Origin of the sequence: Leucobacter coleopterorum, from assembly GCF_011382985.1 — a bacterium.
Classification (GTDB): Bacteria; Actinomycetota; Actinomycetes; order Actinomycetales; family Microbacteriaceae; genus Leucobacter; species Leucobacter coleopterorum.
On record NZ_CP049933.1, the window covers coordinates 235,806 to 251,984 of the forward strand.

Annotated in this window: 8 protein-coding genes and 3 pseudogenes; 4 read left to right on the forward strand and 7 right to left on the reverse strand. The window is 64.6% G+C overall.

The genetic code is table 11. From position 1 onward, the window contains the following. Nucleotides 1-167: 167 nt before the first annotated feature. Nucleotides 168-1,507, forward strand: a pseudogene (locus tag G7066_RS01140) (MFS transporter). A gap of 1,025 nt (nt 1,508-2,532) precedes the next feature. Next, nucleotides 2,533-6,672, forward strand: coding sequence for a beta strand repeat-containing protein (locus G7066_RS01145; RefSeq protein WP_166328404.1), 4,140 nt, complete (start codon nt 2,533-2,535; stop codon nt 6,670-6,672). A gap of 771 nt (nt 6,673-7,443) precedes the next feature. On the opposite strand, the pseudogene G7066_RS17200 reads toward G7066_RS01145, so the two are convergent. From G7066_RS17200 to pdhA, 4 genes and pseudogenes are all read right to left on the reverse strand, one after another. After that, nucleotides 7,444-8,399, reverse strand: a pseudogene (locus G7066_RS17200) (dihydrolipoamide acetyltransferase family protein). 245 nt (nt 8,400-8,644) lie between these two features. Next, nucleotides 8,645-8,812, reverse strand: a pseudogene (locus G7066_RS17205) (biotin/lipoyl-containing protein); the annotation flags it as partial. Between the two features lie 4 nt (nt 8,813-8,816). Further along, nucleotides 8,817-9,812 carry an alpha-ketoacid dehydrogenase subunit beta gene (locus G7066_RS01155; RefSeq protein ID WP_166328406.1) on the reverse strand — a complete coding sequence of 332 codons (996 nt, stop codon included), beginning with the start codon at nt 9,810-9,812 and terminating at the stop codon, nt 8,817-8,819. Further along, nucleotides 9,809-10,882 (reverse strand): pyruvate dehydrogenase (acetyl-transferring) E1 component subunit alpha, encoded by a 1,074-nt coding sequence (gene pdhA / locus G7066_RS01160; protein ID WP_166331840.1) that lies wholly within the window; start codon nt 10,880-10,882, stop codon nt 9,809-9,811. Before pdhA ends, G7066_RS01155 begins: the two co-directional genes overlap by 4 nt. 181 nt (nt 10,883-11,063) lie before the next feature. Between pdhA and G7066_RS01165 the strand changes: the two genes are divergently transcribed. After that, nucleotides 11,064-11,510 (forward strand): Lrp/AsnC family transcriptional regulator, encoded by a 447-nt coding sequence (locus G7066_RS01165; protein WP_166328408.1) that lies wholly within the window; start codon nt 11,064-11,066, stop codon nt 11,508-11,510. Nucleotides 11,511-11,516: 6 nt separating this feature from the next. Continuing rightward, entirely contained in the window at nt 11,517-12,482 is a 966-nt protein-coding gene (locus tag G7066_RS01170; protein ID WP_425280781.1) for a quinone oxidoreductase family protein, read from the forward strand. 4 nt (nt 12,483-12,486) lie between these two features. Here G7066_RS01170 and lplAB read toward each other — a convergent pair whose 3' ends face one another. From lplAB to G7066_RS01185, 3 genes are all read right to left on the reverse strand, one after another. Continuing rightward, on the reverse strand, nt 12,487-13,536 hold the full coding sequence (lplAB, locus tag G7066_RS01175) for a lipoate-protein ligase LplAB (protein WP_166331841.1): 1,050 nt from the start codon (nt 13,534-13,536) through the stop codon (nt 12,487-12,489). 64 nt (nt 13,537-13,600) lie between these two features. Continuing rightward, a complete protein-coding gene (locus G7066_RS01180) occupies nt 13,601-14,476 on the reverse strand; it encodes an alpha/beta fold hydrolase (RefSeq protein ID WP_166328412.1) in 876 nt (291 codons plus the stop codon). A gap of 31 nt (nt 14,477-14,507) precedes the next feature. Continuing rightward, a complete protein-coding gene (locus G7066_RS01185) occupies nt 14,508-16,154 on the reverse strand; it encodes an amidohydrolase (protein ID WP_166328414.1) in 1,647 nt (548 codons plus the stop codon). Between the last annotated feature and the right edge of the window lie 25 nt (nt 16,155-16,179).

Consider the following 16,179-nt stretch of genomic DNA (forward strand, 5'->3'; position numbering starts at 1 on the left):
TTCATCTCAGGATAGACGGACGGGTTGCTCGACGCAAACACTGGCCAGGTCGAGTGATGTGCTGTGCGCGACCCCGCGCGTGCAATATCTGGCGAATCGTGTAAGCTTCTTTACTTGCCGAACGTTCGGCAAGATAGGCCAAGCAACCGCAGAACAACGGAGTTCATATGACTGCTGAAACACTGACGACCGTCGACAGGCGAACAGAACAGCGCAGAGTGCTCGCGGGCACCGTCGTTGGCACCACCATCGAGTGGTACGACTTCTTTATTTACGCGCAGGCCGCGGGTGCGGTCTTCGCGACGCTCTACTTCGCACCCGCAGGTGAGACCGTCGGGCAGATCGTTGCCTGGGCCTCCCTCGGCATCTCCTTCCTCTTTCGCCCGCTCGGTGCGATCGTCGCGGGTCACCTCGGCGACAAACTCGGTCGTAAGCGCATGCTGGTGCTGACCTTGATTCTCATGGGGATCGCGACGGCGCTGATCGGCGTGCTTCCCACGTACGCGCAGATCGGGATCGCCGCACCCGTGCTGCTGATTCTGCTCCGTGTGTTGCAGGGCTTCTCTGCTGGTGGTGAGTGGGGTGGTGCTGCGCTGATGTCTGTGGAGCACGCTCCCGTGAACAAGCGCGGATTCTTCGGCGCTTACCCGCAGATCGGTGTGCCCACGGGCATGATCCTCGCCACGGCAACGATGTGGGTCATCACCACCGTGCTCACCGAGGAGCAGTTTCTGAGCTGGGGTTGGCGCATACCGTTCCTGTTCTCGATTGTGCTGATTATTGTTGGCTACTTCATTCGCCGGGCCGTTGAGGAGTCGCCGATCTTCAAAGAGCTACAGCAACGCAAGGGTGAGTCGGCAACGCCCCTCAAGACACTCTTTGCAAAGCACGCCAAGCAGGTCATTCAGGCGGCCCTGATCTTCATCGCGAACAACGCAGCCGGATACTTGCTGATTGCGTTCTTCGCGGCCTACGCCACGCGACCCACTGCCGAGGGTGGCCTCGGGCTTGAGCGCCCGCCCGTGCTGCTCGCGACAACCCTCGCGTCGTTTGGTTGGCTCGGCTTCACCCTCTATGGGGCATTCTCTCGGATCGCATCGGGCGCGTGCGCACCTTCCAGATTGGCTATGTACTGCTCGGTCTGTGGGCGGTGCCGATGTGGTTCTTGATCGATACCGGCGACATCTTCATGTACTTCCTCGCACTGTTCCTGATGACGGTTGGTCTCGGTCTCTCGTACGGACCCCAGGCGGCGCTATACGCGGAGATGTTCCCCGCTGATGTGCGCTACTCGGGTGTCTCGATTGGCTACGCGATCGGTGCGATCTTTGGCGGTGCCTTCGCCCCGATGATTGCTGACCTGGTGTTCAAGTCGACGGGCCAGTCGTGGACCATCGGCCTGTACATCCTCGGCGTCACGATCATCTCGCTGGTGGCGGTGTCGCTCGTGAAGGATCCGAAGGGTGTTGCGCTGAACACGCGCTCCAATGAGGTGATCGCGCAGTAGCTGCGCGGATCCCGCCCCTGTGCTGCCGCTCCCAGCCCCGCACAGATCCGCTGGTGCCGAATTGTCATTTCGCCCGCGGCGAAGTGACAATTCGGCAACTCACATCGCATTCGGTATTTCTTTCCAGCCGGATTGCCGCTATTCTCGGGCATCATGTGGGTCAAATCGAAACCGAAGACACAGCCCCGTCAAATCCGGCGGCGCGCACTGGCCTTCGCCACCGCCGCCGCGCTCGGTGCGACCGCGGCGGTCGTTGCCATCGCCGCGCCCGTGGGACCGGTGTCACTAGCCTCGGCGGCCCCCGGAACCCCTGGGACGCCGCAGGCACCCACCGTGATCTACAACGAGGACTTCGAGAACACCGTCAGTGGCTCGATGAACCTCCTCACGTCCTACACCAGCGCGAGCGGGCTGAGCTACACCGCTGACCCGCCGTGGCTCATCAACTGCAACGGCGTCGTGCTGAACGGCTTCTCCGTCGGCAACGCCCCAAACTGCGGTGTTATCACCGACCGGCTGCGCACGCTGTCCCGTGCCCTCGGCCAGCTTCGCGGCGTGGCGAACCCGAACACGAACAACTCACTGTCTGCTTACACCGACAACGGAAGCGGCGGCTCGGCCGACCCGGGAGCGAACCTCATCCAGTTCGCCACTACCACCCCGATCACGCTGCCGGCTATCACCGGCAAGCGCTACCTTGGCTTCAGTGTCGACGGTGCGGTCGACAACTACAATTCCAACCCGCCCCAGTACCAGTTCTATTTCGTCAATGGAGCCAACACCACAGCGGTGGGCGCACCGATCAATGCGGGCACCGACCCGCGCGGCTCGGTCATCAGCATCGACGGCCGCGGCATCCGGTACGGCACCTACGCGACGAACGCCGCCGTCGCTGTGACCGGCAACCAAGTGGGTCTCGAACTGCGCAACCTCGTCGGCACTGGCGGCGGCAATGACGGTGCGGTCGATAACATCACTGTCCTCGACATGACCCGCAGCTGGACAAGTCGTTCAGTCCGACGACCGTGCTCGCCGGCGGGACTTCCACGCTCACCTTCACCATCACGAACACCTCCGAGCTGGGGGCCAAGCCGGGATGGGACTTCACCGACAACCTGCCCGCCGGGCTCACCGTCGCCGGCGCCCCGACGACCACTTGCACCAACGGATCTGTGACGGGCGGAATCGGCGCGACCGCGGTGTCCGTGAGCGGCGACCTGGCGCAAGGACAAGCATCCTGTACCGTGACCGTGTCGGTCACCTCCCCGGTCAGTGGCGCGTTCACCAACGGGCCTGGCAACATCGTCCCGAACGGCGTCCAGCTGCCCGGCACCTCCACCGTGAACTTCATCGCCCCGGCGATCACCCTCGCCAAGAGCGCCTCCCCGACCACGGTCGACACGGCCGGCCAGGTCGTGACCTACTCCTTCCAGGTCACCAACAGCGGGGATGCAGACCTCACGAACGTCTCCGTCGCTGAGGGCGCGTTCAGTGGCACTGGCACGCCACCGACGGTCACCTGTCCGCCGGGCACGCTCGCCCCGGGCGCGAGCGTCGGCTGTACCGCGACTTACACGGTCACCCAGGCCGACCTGGACTCCGGCGCGGCGATCAGCAACACCGCAACCGCGAGTGGCACGCCGCCGATCGGGCCGGTCGTGACGTCGTCGCCGTCCACCGCGACGGTCACCCCGACGGCCGCGCCGGCCATCCAGATCACCAAGTCGGCGACGCCCAACGACGCGGCCTCCTTTGTGGTCGGCCAGCAGATTGCCTACACGTTCGTGATCACCAACAGCGGCAATGTCACGCTGACCGGTGTCGGCGTGAACGAGACGGCCTTCTCCGGCTCCGGCGCGCTCAGCCCGATCGACTGCGGCGGCACCACCACTCTCGCTCCGAACGAGCAGGCGACGTGCACCGCGACCTACACGCTGTTGCAGGCTGACGTTGACACCGGCACCCTCATCAACGAAGCAACGGCGTCCGGCACGCCGCCCACCGGCGGCCCAGTTACCTCCACCCCGTCGAGCGTGACGATCCCGGCCGACCAGGAGCCGCTGCTCGATCTCTCCAAATCCGCGGACACGACCGCGCTGAGCTCGCCCGCGCAGGCCGGCGACATCATCACGTACACGTTCACCGCGACGAACTCCGGCAACGTCACGCTCAACGACGTGACAATCACCGACCCGCTGCCGGGCCTGTCCACGCCGGTCTACTCCTGGCCGGGCACCGACGGCGTGCTGCTCCCGGGCCAGACGGTGACGGCGACTGCCACCTACGCGCTCACCCAGAACGACATCGACGCCGGGCACCGGGCGAACAGCGCGACCGCGGCGGCCGACCCGCCGACGGGACCGCCGATCACCGCGGGCCCGGCCGACACTGACACCCCGCTCCCCGCGGGTCCAGGACTCACCATCGCGAAGACCGCCGATGCCTCGGGCCTGCAGACTCCAGCCCAGATCGGTGACACCCTCGCCTACGGATTCACCATCGTCAACAATGGCAACGTGACGCTGACTGGCATCTCGATCACCGACGCGCTGGCCGGGCTGACCACGCCGGTTTACGTCTGGCCGGGTGCCGCCGGCACGCTCGCCCCGGGCGAGACGGCCACCGCGACGGCGAGTTACGTGCTGACCCAGGCTGACCTCGACGCTGGACAGGTCGTGAACTCGGCCACGGCATCCGGGGCACCACCCACCGGTGGCCCGGTAACATCCGAGCCGTCGACCACGACGACCCCGGTCGTCCAGGGCGCGCAGATCGTTCTGGGCAAGACGGCGGAAGCCACGGGCATTGGCTCGCCGGCGCAAGTCGGCGACGTGGTCACCTACAACTTCACAGCGCAGAACACCGGAACCGTGACGCTTACCGGTGTCACCATCACGGATTCGCTAATCGGGCTCTCTACGATCGTCTACACCTGGCCGGGGGCCGTCGGCGTCCTCGCGCCGGGTGAAGAAGTCACGGCGACCGCGACCTATGCTGTCCAGCAGTTCGACATCGACGCCGGTCACGTGGCCAACTCCGCGACGGCTGGCGGGGATGCACCGGGTGGCGCTCCGGTCGAGTCTACGCCGGCGGCCACCGATACCCCACTCCCAGTTGAGACGGGCATCCAGCTGACTAAGACGGCGGACGCCTCCGCCGTTGGGACGCCCGCACAGGTCGGTGACCTCATCACCTACAACTTCGCAGTGACCAACACCGGTAATGTGACCCTCTCGAACGTGACCGTTAACGACCCACTGCCGGGGCTCGCCCCAGTCGCCTACGCGTGGCCAGGGATCATTGACATCCTTGAGCCGGGCCAGACCGTGACCGGGACGGCGGTTTACGCGATCACCCAGGCGGACATCGACGCAGGCCACGTCGCGAACGGGGCGACCGCCGAGGGCACGCCGCCATCGGCCGGCTCGCCGATCGTCTCCTCCCCGCAGAACACGGACACGCCCCTGGCGACGGCCTCGTCGCTGACCGTTGCGAAGTCGGTCAGCCCGACCACTGCGAACACAGCGGGCTCCACGGTCACCTACTCGTACCTCGTCACCAACACCGGGACTGTGACGCTCAGTGCCCTCGCGATCGCTGAGACTACGTTCACCGGCACTGGGACGCCGCCCGTCGCGACCTGCCCGACCGCCACGCTCGCACCGGGCGCCCAGGCGACCTGCACGGCGAATTACGTGCTAACTCAGGCCGACGTGGATGCGGGGACCGTGGACAACATCGCGACCGCGACCGCCCAGGACCCACAAGCGGGCCCCGTGGTCTCGCCGGCGTCGAGCGCGACCGTGACCTCGACGCCGGCCGCGGCCCTCACCCTGGTCAAGTCGGCGACGCCGAGCGGCCCGGAGCAGTTCGTGGCGGGCCAGCAGATCACGTACTCGTTCGTCGTGACGAACTCGGGCAACGTTACTGTCTCGGATATCGCGATCGTAGAGACGGCATTCTCTGGCACTGGGACCGCCCCGGTAGCGACCTGCCCCACCAGCCCGCTCGCGCCTGGTGCGCAGCTGACCTGCACGGCGACGTACATCCTGACCCAGGCAGATATCGATGAGGGGCAGGTGGACAACGCGGCCACCGCGACGGGCACGGCGGCCAACGGCACCGACCCGGAGTCCCCGGAGTCGTCGGTGAGTATCCCTGAGTCACCCTCGCCGGGTCTGTCGCTAGAGAAGACCGCGGACCGCGCCACCATCGGCGCTGTCGGCCAGGTGGTCACCTACACGTTCACGATCACGAACACGGGCAACGTCACGATGCACGACGTGACGCCGGTCGAGGGCACCTTCAATGGCTCCGGCGCGCTCGGCCCGATCACTTGCCCGGCGGCCGCGGCCACGCTGCTGCCCGGCCAGGTGGTGGCCTGCACTGCGACCTACACGGTGAAGCTGGCGGACCTCGTGCTCACGTCACTGACGAACACGGCCAGCGCCTCAGGAATGGACCCGGACGGCAATACGGTGCTCTCGGAGTCGTCAACCGCGGCGGTGACTGTCGAGGTTCCTCCTGTGCCCCCGGTTCCTCCGGTGCCACCCGCGACGCCAGGCGGGGCGGACTCGTCCACACCGGCGCAAGTGTCTCGGCACCTCTGGTTACGCTGGCGGCGCTGCTCTTCGCGCTCGGGTGGTTGGAGTGGTGGCGAGCCGACGTCGCGGTCGGAGGACGACGGCGTGAGCGGTTCCGAAAATGGGCTCGGACGGGGAAGGGCGGCGCGGGCAGCGGCGACCCTGGTGACGACGCTGGTCGCCGTCGCCCTGGTTGGTTGCACCGCCCCGGACGGAGCGAAGCCGGCGGCGACCCCCACCTCGTCGGCCGCACCGTCTGCGAAGGAGAAGCAGAGTTCCATCCCGAGCATCCCGTCGGGGAAGGGTGTGATCGCCGGGACGACGATGACCTCGGTCACTACGAAGCCGGGGACGACGGTCACGGCTGAGGGCCAGGTCACCCTCCCGGCGGGTGAGGAGGGCGATGTCGTAGTCTCGGTCAGCTGGGTGAACGCGAAGACGAGTAGTGTCTACGCGAGGGGTGTGACAACCCTGGCTGGGATGAAGGCGGGCGAGAAGCGGGACTGGAAGACCTCCGCGGACCTGCCGAAGACGGCAACGGACGTGCGTCCTGTGCTGGGAGCCGTGGTCGCCGGAGAGTGACGGTGCGATCGATTTCTCCAGGCTGAGCAGCCCCTCCCTCGACTGGGGCCGGGTCGCCCGCGGACCCGCCCGGACGCCATGATCGCCGCCCGGGCGCGCGCGACCGGCTTCACCCTCAGCGAGATTCGCCGCTGCAAGGTCAAAGCTGTCATTCCCGACAAGCGAGACCAGATCACCGCACGAAAGCGACACTGGAACTGCAGTGGCCGCTCGAGTGAGACTCGGTCGCCTAACGCGGTTGCAACATGATCGAGCGGTTCTTCGCTCTCACCAATCAAGTGATTCTTGGTAGTGACCGAGCCCGACCCCGATGGTTCGATGATGTGTAGATCGCTGCCATAGCTGCGCTCGTGCAGGTAGAGCCGTTTCATGCCTCGTCTGGCCTGGTCAAACATTGCGAAGATCACCACAAGGATGAGCAGTCAGGGAGAGAATCTACCCGTCACAGAGTCAGGCAGATGGGGGCCCGGCTGCATTGAAGAGACAACAGCGACGACGCCCAGCAAAAAGAGGACAAAACGATGAAGTCTGGAATTCTAGTTGCTTCAAACGTCAAAAATGAGGCAATGACCACGTTCGTTAAGAGTCAGTGCGCGCGGACGTACTCAACGGAGACTTCCACTTTTGGGTGTCTGACGCGAACGTCGAGCTTTGCGCGCGCCTCCCCAATCTTTCTGGGTCTCCACTGGTACCTTCTCCTCGAGTCTCCGTCACTTTTCACAATGGCTGAGATTCGAGGAGAACCGAAAGCAAACAGCAGACTGCTCCTCCTCACACCAACGCGTAAGCCCGTAGGGGGTGTTCCAGCAGGTCAACCACCGCCCGCAGGAAGCCCGCCGCGTAGCCGCCGTCGCACACCCGATGGTCGAACACGAGCGAGAGTTGGGCGATCCTGCGCGGCACGATCTGACCGTCGATCACCCAGGGGCGTTCGATTACACGACCGATGCCGAGCAGCGCGACCTCGGGGTGATTGATGATCGCCGCGGATCCGTCGACACCAAACCCCCGTAGTTGTTCACCGTGAATGTCGAGCCTTGCAGTTGTTCGGGTGCTGTGCGCCCGGCGCGCGCGACGCGGCTGAGTTCACGAAGTTCATCGTCCAGTACCCCCACGCTCAAAGCATCTGCCCGGTGGATTACGGGCACCATCAGACCGCGGTCAGTGTCAACGGCGACGCCGAGATTGACCCCGTCGAAGACCTCGATCTCTTCGCCCGACGCGCTCAGCCGCGATGCGAGCAGTGGATACTCCTTCAGCGCGAGTAGCGAGTAGCGGGCAAACAGGGCTGTGAGGGAAGGTGGTTTCTCGCCATCTGAGGCCATGCGTGGTCGTAGTTCCCACAGCTCAGTTAGGTCAACATCGACCCACACGGTTGCCTCGGGAATCTCGGCGCGACTGCGGCTGAGCTTTGCGCTGACCGCCTTGCGCAGCTGGCTGAAGCGCTCGGTGCGCACGGCGTTGAGTGGGCCTGCGACGCTGCGGTTTGGGATCGCCGCCGATCCTGACCCCACTGCCTTGACTGCCTCCGTGTCCTTCGCGGACGGTGCCTTCGAACCGGCCTCCGCCGCGCGCAGCACGTCGGCGCGCGTGACTGCGCCGTCGGATCCAGTGGCCTCGACGGAGCGGGGGTCGATGCCAAGCTCGCGCGCCAGGCGGCGCACGATGGGGGATCGCACCGCGACGGTGCGCGACGCCGCTTCGCGATTGGAGGCCTCAGAAACCATTGCCACCGCCCCCGACGCTTGCGCCGACCCTTCGTGGGCCCGGCCCCGGTGCCGTAGCCGATCAGCACGTTGCCCGATCCGGCTTGCTCCTCTGTGCGGTAGGCCTCGTGTTCGTCGTTCGTGTGGTTTGGCTCAGCGGCATCGGCTGGTGCAACAGCATCGCCAGGCTCTGCCCCCGACGAAACCTCAAGCACCGGTGCCCCGGTCAGGATGGAGTCGCCCTCCTCTCCGTGCAGCGCAACGACGCTACCTGCATACGGCGAAGGCAACTCGACAATACTCTTTGCAGTCTCGACCTCTGCAATCGCCTGGTCGACCTTGATGGTGTCGCCCACCGCGACCATCCAGCGCACGAGGACCGCTTCGGCGAGCCCCTCGCCGAGGTCAGGGAGATGAAATACCTGTGTGGTCATGGTGTCAGTCCTCCCAGTGGAGTGTGTCGATGGCGTCGAGCACCCGATCTACGTCGGGCAGGTACCAGTGCTCATACTTCGGCGAGGCAAAGGGGGTATCGAAACCGGTGACCCTGCGCACGGGAGCCTCAAGATACTCGAAGCACTGCTCGAACACGCGCGCCTGAATCTCCGATGCAACACTCGCAAAGCCCGGTGCCTCGGCGATCACGATGGCCCGCCCGGTGCTACGCACGGCCTCCATGACTGTCGTGTCGTCAAACGGGGTCAGGGTGCGCACGTCGATCACCTGCACGCTGCGACCCGGCGCCGTATCGGACCCTGGGGCAGCGGCCTCGGCTGCTTCCAGCGCAATCGGCACCGACGGTCCGTAGCTAATGAGCGTCAGGTCGGTGCCCTCACGGATCACCCTGGCCTGTCGCAGCTCGGCGGTCACCGAGGTGTCGACAAGACCCTTCGACCAGTACAGCTTCTTGGGCTCCATGAAAATTACCGGGTCTGGTGACGCGATTGCGGCACGCAGCAGCGAGTAGGCCTCCTGTGGCGTCGACGGCGACACCACGGTGAGTCCCGGAGTGTGCGTGTAATAGGCCTCAGACGAATCGCAGTGGTGCTCGACGCCGCCGATCCCGCCCCCGTAAGGAATGCGGATCACGATGGGCAAACGCACCGCCCCGCGCGTGCGGTTTCCAAACTTGGCAACGTGGCTGACGACCTGCTCGAACGCGGGTAGCGCGAAGGCGTCAAACTGCAGCTCAACAACGGGCACCAGGCCGTTCATCGCCATGCCGACGGCCGTGCCGACGATCCCCGATTCGGCAAGTGGCGTATCGAAGCAGCGGTTCTCGCCGAAGCGCGCGGTGAGGCCGTCGGTGATGCGGAAGACACCACCGAGCGCGCCAACATCTTCGCCGAAGATCAGCACACGTTCATCCTCAGTGAGTGCGTCCGCAAGTGCACGATTGAGCGCGGCGGCCATTGTCATCGTTTCGGTGGTCATGTGCTCTGCTCCGTTCGCTCGATTTCGTCTTGCAGCAGCGCCCACTGGGTGTCGAGGGTTGCGGGCCGCTCGGCAAACACGTGGGCAAAAAGCTGCTCGGGATCGAGCTTGGGGTCGGAGTTCATCACCTCTCGCAGCTCAGTCGCGATATTCTCGGCGGTTTCTGCAAGGGCCGCCTCGGCTGCGTTGTCAAGCAGGCCCTCGCCGCGAAGGTGCGTCTGTAGGCGGGTCAGCGGATCCCGAGCGACCCACGCTTGCACCTCCTCGCGCTCGCGGTAACGGGTGTCATCGTCGGCGTTGGTGTGCGCGAGCATGCGGTAGGTGTGCGCCTCGACCAGGCTGGGGCCGCCGCCAGTTCGGCCGCGATTCACCGACTCGTTCAGTACCGCGAGGAGTGCTGCGACGTCGTTGCCGTCGACGTGCTGGCCTGGCATGCCATAGCCGATGGCTTTGTGAGCGAGCGACGGGGCCGCGGTCTGGCGCGACAGCGGAACGGAGATTGCAAACTCGTTGTTCTGCACAAAGAACACAACGGGCAGCTGAAACACGGCCGCGAAGTTCATTGCCTCGTGAAAGTCGCCCTCGCTCGTCGCACCGTCACCACACATTGCGAGCACCACGGTGTCTTCGCCCCTGAGTTTTGCGGCGTGCGCGAAGCCGACCGCGTGCAGCAACTGGGTTGCAAGGGGAGTCGCCTGCGGGGCGACGCCGTGCTTGTACGGGTTGTAGCCGGAGTGCCAGTCGCCACGAAGCAGCACCATCGCGTCGGCCGGAGCAACGCCGCGCGTGATGATCGCGACCGAGTCGCGATAGGTGGGAAAGATCCAGTCGCCGTCCGCGAGCGCGAGGGCCGCGGCGACCTGACAGGCCTCCTGTCCGTTCGATGATGGGTAGACCGCGAGGCGCCCCTGACGCACGAGCGCGTTGCACTGGTCGTTGATCCTGCGCCCGTTGACAAGAGCGGCATAGGCGCTCATTAGTTGGTCGCTGGATGGCAGGGCATAGTCGGTGTCGTTCACCACGATGCCGTCAGAGTCGATCAGCTGCACGGGAGTGTCGCGTGGCAGCATTGAGGTGCCTAGTGTTGTCACGATTCCTCCTTGAATCAGTGGCCAAGACGATATGACGTCAATATTGCCTGAGTCCTGAATTTTTGTGTCTCAAATTTGGCCAGGAATGTATATTTGATCGGAATGATTCCATAAGTGTGGACGAATGACATCTGGCGACAACGAAGTGTGAGGTGGATCAGTGAGCGTTGACGAGATTGATCGCGCGATACTCGAGGTGCTGCGCGAAGACGCGCGCGTTTCTATGACGTCGCTGGCGGAGGCGGTGCATATCTCGCGGGCGGGGGCGCACGCACGGGTGAAGCGGCTGGTCGACTCCGGGGTGATTAGGAACTTCACGGTGCGCACCGATCCTGTGCAGGCGGGAGCGCACGCTTCGGCCTATGTCACGCTGCAGATTGATCAAACGGGTTGGAAAGAGATCCGATCCACGCTGGGCTCAATAGAAGAGGTTGAACACATCGCACTGGTCGGCGGTGAGTTTGATGTGCTGTTACTCGTGCGAGCTGACGACAACAGTCACCTGAGGCGGGTGGTGCTCGAGGGGATCCAGACGATCCCGTGGGTGCGCAGCAGTCGCACTATTCTGATTTTTGAGGACTTTCCTGGCGGTGTGCCGGAGGAATAGGCTCTCATCATGCGCGCAATCACTGTGAACCAGACCGGCGGACCCGAAGTTCTCACCCTGAGTGAGGTTCCGGATCCGGTAGCCGGGCCAGGCGAACTGTTGGTGCAGGCGGCCGCGATCGGCGTGAACTTCATTGAGACCTACCAGCGCACGGGGTTGTATAAGATGCCGCTCCCCTTCACGCCGGGATCCGAGGCCGCGGGAACCGTGCTGGCCGTTGGTGAGGGTGTGACGGGTTTCGTGGCGGGTGATCTTGTCGCCACAGCCGAAGCTAGGGCGAGTTACGCCGACAAGTTCATCGTCGCGGCCGAGGCCGCGGTGAAAGTGCCGACCGGGATCCACCCCGAGACCGCCGCCGCGCTACCGCTGCAAGGGCTGACCGCGCACTATCTCGCGACTTCAGCGGCGCACCCGCAAGCTGGAGAAACCGTGCTGGTGCACGCCGGCGCGGGTGGGGTGGGGCTGCTGCTGACGCAGATCCTGACCGCTCGCGGGGTGCGCGTGCTCACCACTGTGTCGACGGACGAAAAACGAAAGCTGAGCTTGGGTGCCGGTGCCGCGGAGGCCATGAACTACGAAGGCTTCGCAGAGCGCGCCCGAGAGCTCACGGGAGGTCAAGGTGTCGCGGTCGTCTACGACGGCGTCGGCAAAGACACCTTCGACGAGTCACTCAAGTCTTTGCGCGTGCGCGGCGAGATGGTGCTCTTCGGTGGTGCGAGTGGCCCGGTGCCGCCCTTCGAGTTGCAGCGCTTGAATGCGGGCGGATCCCTTTCGATCACAAGGCCGTCTCTCGGTCACTTTTTGCTCACGCCCGAGGAGCGGGCCTGGCGTTACGGTGAACTCTTCGAAGCGATTGCGGCAGGTGATCTTGACATCAGGATCGGCGCGCGCTTCCCGCTCACCGACGCAGCAGACGCGCACCGCGCGCTCGAGGGCCGCAAAACAACCGGCAAGGTGATCCTTACGGTGTGATGGTTTACGGCACCCGCCGCAACCACTCCTCGGTCAAAAACTTCTGCTCGACGAGACGCTCAGCCGCGTCCCACTCACCCTCGGTAATCTCGCCCATCACTCCGCCGTGACGCTGCTGAAACACCTCGATCATCTTCTCGACTATTGCCTCGCGTGAAAGTCCGGTCTGTGACCGCAGCGGATCCACTCGCTTCTGCGCACTCGCGGTGCCCTTGTCGGAGAGCTTCTCGCGCCCAATGCGCAGCACCTTTGTCATGGCCTCGGCGTCCATGTCGTACGCCATGGTCACGTGGTGCAGCACGGCACCGGATCCGAGTCGCTTTTGCGCCGCGCCCCCGATTTTTCCCTGGGGACTCGTGATGTCGTTGAGTGGCTTGTAGACGGCGTCGATGCCGAGACCCTTGAGCGCCTCGATGACCCACTCATCGAGATAGGCGTACGAGTCGGCGAAGGTCATACCGCGCACGAGTTCGCCGGGCACGTAGAGCGCATAGGTGATGCTTGCAGCGGGTTCCATAAACATGGCCCCGCCACCCGAGATCCTGCGCACGATCTGGGCCTTGTGAACTGCGGCTTCCTCTTCGTCGACCTCGTTCTTGACCGACTGAAAACTGCCGATAAAGACAGCGGGTGCGTTCCACTCCCAAATGCGAAGTGTTGGCCCGCGCAGCCCCTCGCCGACCGCTGTGGTGAGAACCTCGTCGAGGGCGGCGTTCAACACAGGTGAGATCGGAGGCTCGTGCACAATCTGCCAGTCATAGTCGCGCCAGTGTGCCGCGCCCGTGACGGCGCGCCGGATGGCGACACCCACCGAATCTGGAGTGAACCCGAGCAGGTGCACTTCACTCGGCAGTGCGGCGTGGATCGCCTCACTGAACTCCTCGATGGTGCCGTTGGGGCTCATGCCCTCGATGGCAGCATTAATGCAGTCGAGGGCGTTATCGGGTTCAAGGAAGAAGTCTCCCGAGAGACTGAAATCGCTGATGCGACCGTCACTCAACTCAAAATCTACGACAACTAGCTTGCCGCCGGGAACCTTGTACTCTCCGTGCATGCTCATGGCCCTAGCGTACGCCGAACTTGGGGTTGGTGGGAGGGGCTTGATGAGGAGTTTGCGACTACCCGCTGACTTGCTCCAGCATCCACGTGATCAGGTCAGCCTGGACCTCGTCGCGGTTCGTCTCGTTGAGGGTCTCGTGCCTGGCACCCGGGTAAAGCTTCACCGCCACATCGCGCACTCCGCGCTTACGAAGCGCATCGGCCAGGCGGCGCACACCGTCATTGCGGCCAACGGGATCATCGGTCCCCGAGATCAGCAGAAACGGAATCTCTGGGGCGAGCCCCGTCGCGGGCCTGCCGAAAAGCCGCAGTCCGTCGGCCACACCAAAGAGTTTCAAAATGTCAGCCGGGAAACACAGCGGATCATCGGCAAAGGCCTGTGCAACGGCAGTATCGCGGCTAAGCCACTCGTTTCCGGTTGCTCCGGATCCCGCCCAGCGCTTGTTCAAGTCGCCACTCTCCATGTGCTTGAACGTGCGGAGTGTGCTGCCCGAGAGTACGACCGCGTCCCACACTCGTGGGTGCTGGTTCAGGATCCGCTGGGCCATCAAAGAGCCCCACGAGTGCGCATACATGATGAGCTGTAAATCGGGGTGCCGATCCCGAATGAGTCCAGTGAGCTGCAGGATTGCTCTCTCTGTGGCGCGAAGGCCGCCTGGCCCGAGGCGTCCAAGGCGACTCAGATCACCGCTATATTGTGCGCGCCCGGTTTCGCCGTGGCCACGGTGGTCGTCGGCATACACGGTGAACCCGGCATCGACCAGCGCACGGGCAAAGGTGTCGTAGCGTTTGGCGTGTTCACCCACGCCATGTGAGATTTGCACGACGCCGACGGGTGCCTCGGCGTCCCAGCGATAGCAGAAGATTTCTACGCCATGCGCGTCGACATACCTGAACTCGGTGGGGCCGGTTGCGCTTTGCTCTTCGCTGCTCATGACACCATTCTGCCGTGTTGTACCTCAGACGTCACCCAGCAGTCGAGAACGCAATGTCGCCGTCGACAAGAGTCAGCGCAGCGGTCGAGTCAAGCAGCGCCTCGGGCGAATCCACGAGCGGATTTGCAGCCCACACAGTCACGTTCGCCCGGTAACCCGCGGCGATGCGTCCGAGCTCATTATCGCGACGGGTCGCAAACGCCGGGCCGAGCGTCAGCGCTTCGACGGCGTCGGCCGGGGTGAACACTCGCTGCGGTTGGTAAGCAGCGCGGGATCGATCGATGGATGACTTGGCAGTCAGCGCAATAAAGAGATTATCGGGAGCCTCGTGCGGGGCCGTCGGGGCGTCAGTGCCGAGGGCGAGCGTCACGCCCGCATCGCGAAACTTGTGCCACGGAAAACCGGTGTGGGCGCGCTCGTCACCGAGCACCGCCTGCCAGTTATCTAACACAGCGGGGTCGCAGTGCACCGGCTGCATCGACGCGGTGACACCGAGCGCGGCCATGCGCGCGATCGTGTCGTCGGCGACGGACTCCAGGTGCTCGACGCGGGGGCGTCGGTCGGCCCGTGGCCCGTTTACTCGGATGCACTCCTGCACCATGTCGAGGGCGATTGTGCTGGCCTCGTCGCCGATGGCGTGCAGGGCAAGTTGTAGTCCGGCAGCATCGGCGGCAACCGCGACGGGCAGGGCGAACTCGCGGGTCCAGATTGCCTCGGGCAGGGAACCGTTTGCGTAGGGGGTCCGCATGGCCGCGGTGCAGGCATCGATGACGCCGTCGAGAATAAACTTGACGCCCGCGATCCTCAGCCACGCATCGCCGTACTTGGCCGCAACCTCGTCGCGTACGCGCGCAATCTCCGCGATTGCTTCGAGGTCTGCTGAGGGATCACCGGAGGCGGTCAGCAGCCAGTGCGCGTTGACGGGGAAGGGGAGCCGTCCGTCGCGGTCGAGACGGCGGCGGTATGTGGCAAGATCGGCGTGCCCAAACGACATCTCGGTAGCACCGGTCACACCGGTTTTCAGGTAGGCATTGAAGGCGTTCTCAAGAAAACGGTCGCGATCGTCGTCGCTCGCTGCCTCTTCGAGGTACGCCCAGGCGTGCTTGATTGCGGCGGTTTCGAGCAGGAAGCCGGTAGCGTCACCATTTTCGTCGCGCACAATCTCGCCGCCAATGGGATCAGCAGTTTCGCGCGTGATCCCCATCGCCTGCAGCGCCGCCGAGTTGACCCACACCGAGTGCAGATCGTTGGCGTCCAAGAACACCGGCACGTCTGCAATTGCCGCGTCAAGTAGCGCCGCGGTTGGGCGCTCGCCCTCACCGAAGATGTCGAAGCGCCAGCTTGTGCCGAGGACCAGCGGGGCGCTCGGGTTCGCGGAGCGTGCCGCCGTGAGGCGATCCTGAACCTCTTGTACCGTCTTACAGTCGCGCAACTGCACCTTGTCGAGTGACTCGCCGAGCATCAGCATGTGAGCGTGGCCCTCGATGATGCCGGGACTCACGAATGCACCGCCAAGATCCACCTCGGCAGCGCCTTCACCAGTTGCGAGCCGCACCGCGTCAAGATCGCCCGCCGCCAGGATCTTGCCCCCGCGCACCGCGAAGCTCTCGCGCGGTTTCAGCGCGGCCTCGCCGGTGAATACGTGGGCGTTGCGGTAGATCGTGGTGGGTGCAGTCATGGGAAACCCGCTTTCGTGGTGGATG

Excerpts from the sequence above, each read along its gene's own strand:
- G7066_RS01155 (WP_166328406.1), bottom strand. The coding sequence starts at position 9,812 with ATGACCACCGAAACGATGACAATGGCCGCCGCGCTCAATCGTGCACTT.
- pdhA (WP_166331840.1), bottom strand. The coding sequence starts at position 10,882 with ATGCTGCCACGCGACACTCCCGTGCAGCTGATCGACTCTGACGGCATC.
- lplAB (WP_166331841.1), bottom strand. The coding sequence starts at position 13,536 with ATGCACGGAGAGTACAAGGTTCCCGGCGGCAAGCTAGTTGTCGTAGAT.
- G7066_RS01180 (WP_166328412.1), bottom strand. The coding sequence starts at position 14,476 with ATGAGCAGCGAAGAGCAAAGCGCAACCGGCCCCACCGAGTTCAGGTAT.
- G7066_RS01185 (WP_166328414.1), bottom strand. The coding sequence starts at position 16,154 with ATGACTGCACCCACCACGATCTACCGCAACGCCCACGTATTCACCGGC.